General features: G+C 41.7%; 5 protein-coding genes and 1 rRNA gene. 2 read left to right on the top strand and 4 right to left on the bottom strand.

Annotated features, from left to right (window positions below):
• The 3 genes from ACINWC141_RS03850 to ACINWC141_RS03840 all read right to left on the bottom strand — a co-directional run.
• Positions 1–1,444, bottom strand: a 16S ribosomal RNA gene (locus tag ACINWC141_RS03850); the annotation flags it as partial.
• A gap of 391 nt (positions 1,445–1,835) precedes the next feature.
• Complete coding sequence (locus tag ACINWC141_RS03845) at positions 1,836–2,393, bottom strand: peptidylprolyl isomerase (protein WP_009388151.1); 558 nt, start codon at positions 2,391–2,393, stop codon at positions 1,836–1,838.
• Between the two features lie 157 nt (positions 2,394–2,550).
• On the bottom strand, positions 2,551–3,621 hold the full coding sequence (locus ACINWC141_RS03840) for an alpha/beta hydrolase (protein ID WP_009388152.1): 1,071 nt from the start codon (positions 3,619–3,621) through the stop codon (positions 2,551–2,553).
• Positions 3,622–3,830: 209 nt separating this feature from the next.
• Here ACINWC141_RS03840 and ACINWC141_RS03835 point away from each other — a divergent pair, with 209 nt between their 5' ends.
• Positions 3,831–4,157: a hypothetical protein gene (locus tag ACINWC141_RS03835; RefSeq protein ID WP_009388150.1), complete on the top strand. Its 327-nt coding sequence runs from the start codon at positions 3,831–3,833 to the stop codon at positions 4,155–4,157.
• Positions 4,158–4,327: 170 nt separating this feature from the next.
• On the opposite strand, the gene ACINWC141_RS03830 is transcribed toward ACINWC141_RS03835, so the two are convergent.
• Positions 4,328–4,558: a hypothetical protein gene (locus ACINWC141_RS03830; RefSeq protein ID WP_000733015.1), complete on the bottom strand. Its 231-nt coding sequence runs from the start codon at positions 4,556–4,558 to the stop codon at positions 4,328–4,330.
• Positions 4,559–4,677: 119 nt separating this feature from the next.
• On the opposite strand from ACINWC141_RS03830, the gene ACINWC141_RS03820 reads away from it, so the two are divergent.
• Positions 4,678–5,670, top strand: a protein-coding gene (locus ACINWC141_RS03820; protein WP_155757871.1) for an IS3 family transposase whose coding sequence is annotated in 2 segments (ribosomal slippage) — positions 4,678–4,930 and positions 4,930–5,670 — 994 coding nt annotated over the 2 segments. Because the reading frame shifts where the segments join, the coding sequence is not laid out codon by codon here. This gene is flagged as partial in the annotation.

Raw genomic sequence — 5,670 nt, 5'->3', positions numbered from 1 at the left:
GTTAGGCTACCTACTTCTGGTGCAACAAACTCCCATGGTGTGACGGGCGGTGTGTACAAGGCCCGGGAACGTATTCACCGCGGCATTCTGATCCGCGATTACTAGCGATTCCGACTTCATGGAGTCGAGTTGCAGACTCCAATCCGGACTACGATCGGCTTTTTGAGATTAGCATCCTATCGCTAGGTAGCAACCCTTTGTACCGACCATTGTAGCACGTGTGTAGCCCTGGCCGTAAGGGCCATGATGACTTGACGTCGTCCCCGCCTTCCTCCAGTTTGTCACTGGCAGTATCCTTAAAGTTCCCGACATTACTCGCTGGCAAATAAGGAAAAGGGTTGCGCTCGTTGCGGGACTTAACCCAACATCTCACGACACGAGCTGACGACAGCCATGCAGCACCTGTATGTAAGTTCCCGAAGGCACCAATCCATCTCTGGAAAGTTCTTACTATGTCAAGGCCAGGTAAGGTTCTTCGCGTTGCATCGAATTAAACCACATGCTCCACCGCTTGTGCGGGCCCCCGTCAATTCATTTGAGTTTTAGTCTTGCGACCGTACTCCCCAGGCGGTCTACTTATCGCGTTAGCTGCGCCACTAAAGCCTCAAAGGCCCCAACGGCTAGTAGACATCGTTTACGGCATGGACTACCAGGGTATCTAATCCTGTTTGCTCCCCATGCTTTCGCACCTCAGCGTCAGTGTTAGGCCAGATGGCTGCCTTCGCCATCGGTATTCCTCCAGATCTCTACGCATTTCACCGCTACACCTGGAATTCTACCATCCTCTCCCACACTCTAGCTAACCAGTATCGAATGCAATTCCCAAGTTAAGCTCGGGGATTTCACATTTGACTTAATTAGCCGCCTACGCGCGCTTTACGCCCAGTAAATCCGATTAACGCTTGCACCCTCTGTATTACCGCGGCTGCTGGCACAGAGTTAGCCGGTGCTTATTCTGCGAGTAACGTCCACTATCTCTAGGTATTAACTAAAGTAGCCTCCTCCTCGCTTAAAGTGCTTTACAACCATAAGGCCTTCTTCACACACGCGGCATGGCTGGATCAGGCTTGCGCCCATTGTCCAATATTCCCCACTGCTGCCTCCCGTAGGAGTCTGGGCCGTGTCTCAGTCCCAGTGTGGCGGATCATCCTCTCAGACCCGCTACAGATCGTCGCCTTGGTAGGCCTTTACCCCACCAACTAGCTAATCCGACTTAGGCTCATCTATTAGCGCAAGGTCCGAAGATCCCCTGCTTTCTCCCGTAGGACGTATGCGGTATTAGCATTCCTTTCGAAATGTTGTCCCCCACTAATAGGCAGATTCCTAAGCATTACTCACCCGTCCGCCGCTAAGTGATAGTGCAAGCACCATCACCCCGCTCGACTTGCATGTGTTAAGCCTGCCGCCAGCGTTCAATCTGAGCCATGATCAAACTCTTCAGTTAAAATCATTTTGTACCTTATTTAAAGACAAGGTACCAATTCTGGCTCATCAATTACTGACTTAAATTTCGCTCAAATAAACTTCGAGTAATTTAAACCAATCAATCAATGAAAATTATTTCGATTAATCAATCAGTAAAAATCCACACAAGTTGTTCTTCAATTCTCTTAATGATTTTTCTGCTCTTCGTCAGAGACAGAATTCAACGCAATACTAAGCTTTCATCTTAACCCTGTAAGCTAAGATATTCTCGTGTATCGCGTCGGGATGAGTGCATTATAGGGAAAAAAAACTGGTACGCAAGCACTTTTATAAATATGCACGTTCGACCGGTTCTTTTTCAGCCAAAAAAAATCTCAAAAACAAACAAATGTATGATTTATATGGTTAATTTATTTTTGAAGAGTTTTAAACTTTATATCTACTATCTTTATAGCCTGTTTTGGTACGTTTTGATGCATGCCATAGTTTGATGTAGGGACCTGAACAATACGATCAACCACTTCCATTCCTTTAATTACTTTTCCAAAAACTGCATAACCAGGATTACCCGCAGAGCGATTTAAAAAATTATTATCTGCAACGTTTATGAAAAACTGACTAGTAGCTGAGTCAGGATTTGCTGTACGGGCCATTGCCAAAGTTCCTCGTGTGTTAGCAATTCCATTCCCAGCTTCATTTTTGATAGGTGCTCGTGTAGTCTTTTCCTGCATATTTGCAGTAAGTCCACCGCCCTGCACCATAAAACCAGGAATTACACGGTGAAATATCGTATCTTTATAAAAGCCTGACTTTATATAGTCTTTAAAATTCTTCACACTGTTTGGTGCTTTATCATCATAAAGTTGTATTTCAACATTACCCAAATTCGTTTGCATTTCAACTAAGGTGTCAGCCCATACTGAATGACTGCTTATACCTAAACAACATAACATTAATAATTTTTTCATATCTTCCTACAACAAAATGCCAAACTTAATAAATGATAAATTTAATCATCTATATAAAAGAATTCTAGTGAGTATTTATTATCTTTTATTTAGTGCTTTATATTTTGGATTAAAGTATTAGTCCACGTTCCACGTGAAACATGGACTAAGCTTTTATTTAACTATTTTTATCCCAGAACTTTCTGAAGTTTTTACTGATCTCGATGGTATAGCGTTTTGCCTTTTTCGAAATAGGTGTCAAGTTTATAAAACCGTGGGTTTGATCCGGATATTCTTCATAATGCATTTTTACGCCATTTTGTCTTAGCTTATAGCTATAAATTTTTGCTTCGTCATGCAGTACGTCATGACCAGCCGTAATCACAAAAGCTGGTGGATTCTTTTTCAAATTACCATAGGTTGGAGAAATAATTGGATCATCTAATTCTACATTATGCTGAGTTGCATAATATTGAGTGACATAATTAATATCGCTATCCGTCAAAACTAATCCTTCTTTATAAGCATAAAAAGAAGGATGTCGGCTTTTAAAATCAACTGTAGGATAAATGAGAAGCTGTGCTTGTGGAGCATAAGGTTTGTTTACTGATCGTTGAGCTACAACCGTACTGATATTTCCGCCTGCACTATCCCCTGCTACAGCAATACGATTTTTTAATATTTTTAGCTGTCTACGATTTTGATAGACCCAAGCCAATGCATCTTCGCATGATTGAATTAAATGTTGAGGTGAGACTTCTGGTGCAAGAGGATAATCAATGCTGAGTACTTGTACTTTTGCGTATTTCGCCAATATGCGGCACACCTCATCATGAGTATCTAATCCACCTACGACAAAACCTCCTCCATGATAGAAAACTAGTAGAGGTAATTTTTTATTAGGTGCCGGGTGATAGTGTCTTGCGAAGATAGTTCCGCTTTGAAGAGGTAAGCGAATATCTTCTACAGAATCAACTTCTGTTGATTTCTGACGGATAGCCAACATTTGTGTATCGAATTGCCGTCTAGACTCAATAGGATCTGAACCAATAAAACCGATACGTCCCTGTTTAATTTGTACGGCCATCATACATTTAGTAAATGAGTCGAGATCTGGGTATTGGTAGGAATATCCAAGAATTTTGGCAAGTGATTCTTGAGCTAATCGAGGTAACTTATCAAGAGCTCGAGCAGCAGGCCCTTGGCCCTTATCTAGCAATGTTTGAATTTTTTGATTAAATGCTGTCATGCCTATCTCCATGAATTCCTCTTATCCTTCATATTTTCTACAGAATTCTTTGTTGTTTGACTATATTCGCATACAACTCATGTAATCAAGATACAAAGGTAAAAACCAATCTACGCTAATCTGATTTATAGCAAATGTCATTAACAAATCTGTCGTTTAAAACAGGACTTTTTTGCCAATTATTGTTAACAGACAAAGGAGATTGGGCTATGTCAGCAAAACTAGTTGTTACTTTGTTAGCAACCAGTCTTTTAACTGTAGGTTGTGTTGCTTATACAGATGACCCTTATTATCGCGGTGGTTATGGTTACCATGATCATGACGATGATCGTTATGACCGTAACGATGGACGTCGCTATAGTGACTGGGAACGAAAACGTTGGGAAGAGCGTAAGAGAATATACGAACAACAACGTAAAGATGCTCGTGAACAGGACAAAAATCGTCGTGAGTGGGAAAAAAGACACCGTGAATGGGAAAAAAAACGCTTAGAAGATCGTGATCATGACCACCGAAATTATCGTCATGATGACTAATCTCATTACTATATAAAAAGCCCCAAAGAGATAAGTCTTTTGGGGCTTTTTTGTTGAGAAATCCACATTCTCTTGACTATAGAATAATGAGTAGCAGCTCATTTCATATATAAATCGGCATCTTGAATATATGTACTCTATAATCTTTTAACTGTTCTTATCGCTAAGAATTACTGAGCAGTTGCAGAACCTGAAACAGAACCAGAAGCACCAGCATCAACTTGACCTGGTTGTGCTTGACCAGAAACACCTGCATCTACACCAACACCAGCTTGTACGCCAGATGGGCTAGCGCTAGTTTGAGCTGAACCTGATGCATTTAAGCCAGCTTCAGATGCACAACCAACAGCTGTAAAAGCAACACCAGCAAGTACTACAGAGATAAGACCTAATTTTTTCATAATCACTTTCCTTTCATTACGACAAACATTTAAATGCAAAGTTCATCTGGTAATCCCCCCTAAAAATAAAAGGATCTAAAAGTAGAATTTTCTCTTAAGATACGAGCAGGAGATTCTGCATGAAAACATCTAAATTTACTGACAGTCAGATCATGTCCATCTTGAAACAGGCAGAATCTGGCACACCTGTAGCGACCCTTTGCCGTGAACACGGCATGAGTAATGCTACCTTTTATAAATGGCGTGCCAAATATGGTGGTATGGATACATCATTAATGGCTCGACTGAAAGAGCTAGAAGCCGAAAATACCAGACTTAAAAAGATGTATGCGGAAGAGCGATTAAAGGCCGAAATCATCCAGGAAGCGATGGCAAAAAAGTGGTAAAGCCATCTTGCCGGCGTAAGATGGCACAACAGGCAGTTGCCCAGCATGCCATTAGTATTCGTTTGGCTTGTAAAGCATTTGGCATTAGTGAAACCTGCTACCGCTATCAAGCCAAACTCAGCGATGACAATGCACTCATTGCTGAACAGCTCATTGAACTCACTGAGGAAAATTCCGATTGGGGCTTTGGTTTGTGCTTCTCGTATTTACGGCATGTTGAGAGTTGCTGCTGGAATCACAAGCGGGTTTACCGCATTTACTGTGAGTTGGCACTGAATCTGCGTATTAAACCGAGAAGAAGACTAAAACGGCATGCGCCTGAACCATTGAAAGAACCAATCCGAGAAAATCAGGTTTGGTCATTAGATTTTATGCATGATCAGCTTTCCGATGGTCGCAAGTTTCGATTATTGAATGTGATTGATGATTACCGCCGCGAAGGCCTAGCCATTGAAGCAGGGTTCTCATTGCCCACAATCAGGGTTATTCGTACGTTGAATCAATTGCTGGAGTGGAGAGAAAAACCGTTAGTGATCCGATGCGATAATGGTCCCGAATTTATCAGTCACGAATTTGTGCGCTGGGCTACTGAGCACGGTATTCGTATTGAATATATTCAACCGGGTAAGCCACAGCAGAATGCGTATATTGAACGCTATAATCGGACCATACGTTATAGTTGGCTGAGCAAGCATTTATTTGATACTTTGGATGAAGTACAAGATT

It is taken from the genome of Acinetobacter sp. WC-141 (assembly GCF_000313935.1).
Classification (GTDB): Bacteria; Pseudomonadota; Gammaproteobacteria; order Pseudomonadales; family Moraxellaceae; genus Acinetobacter.
Note: the sequence above shows the minus strand (reverse complement) of the source record. Positions and strands in the feature narration are given on the sequence as shown.

Bases quoted from the DNA above. Each gene is read 5' to 3' on its own strand.
- ACINWC141_RS03835 (WP_009388150.1), top strand. From the start codon at position 3,831: ATGTCAGCAAAACTAGTTGTTACTTTGTTAGCAACCAGTCTTTTAACT.
- ACINWC141_RS03840 (WP_009388152.1), bottom strand. From the start codon at position 3,621: ATGACAGCATTTAATCAAAAAATTCAAACATTGCTAGATAAGGGCCAA.
- ACINWC141_RS03830 (WP_000733015.1), bottom strand. From the start codon at position 4,558: ATGAAAAAATTAGGTCTTATCTCTGTAGTACTTGCTGGTGTTGCTTTT.
- ACINWC141_RS03845 (WP_009388151.1), bottom strand. From the start codon at position 2,393: ATGAAAAAATTATTAATGTTATGTTGTTTAGGTATAAGCAGTCATTCA.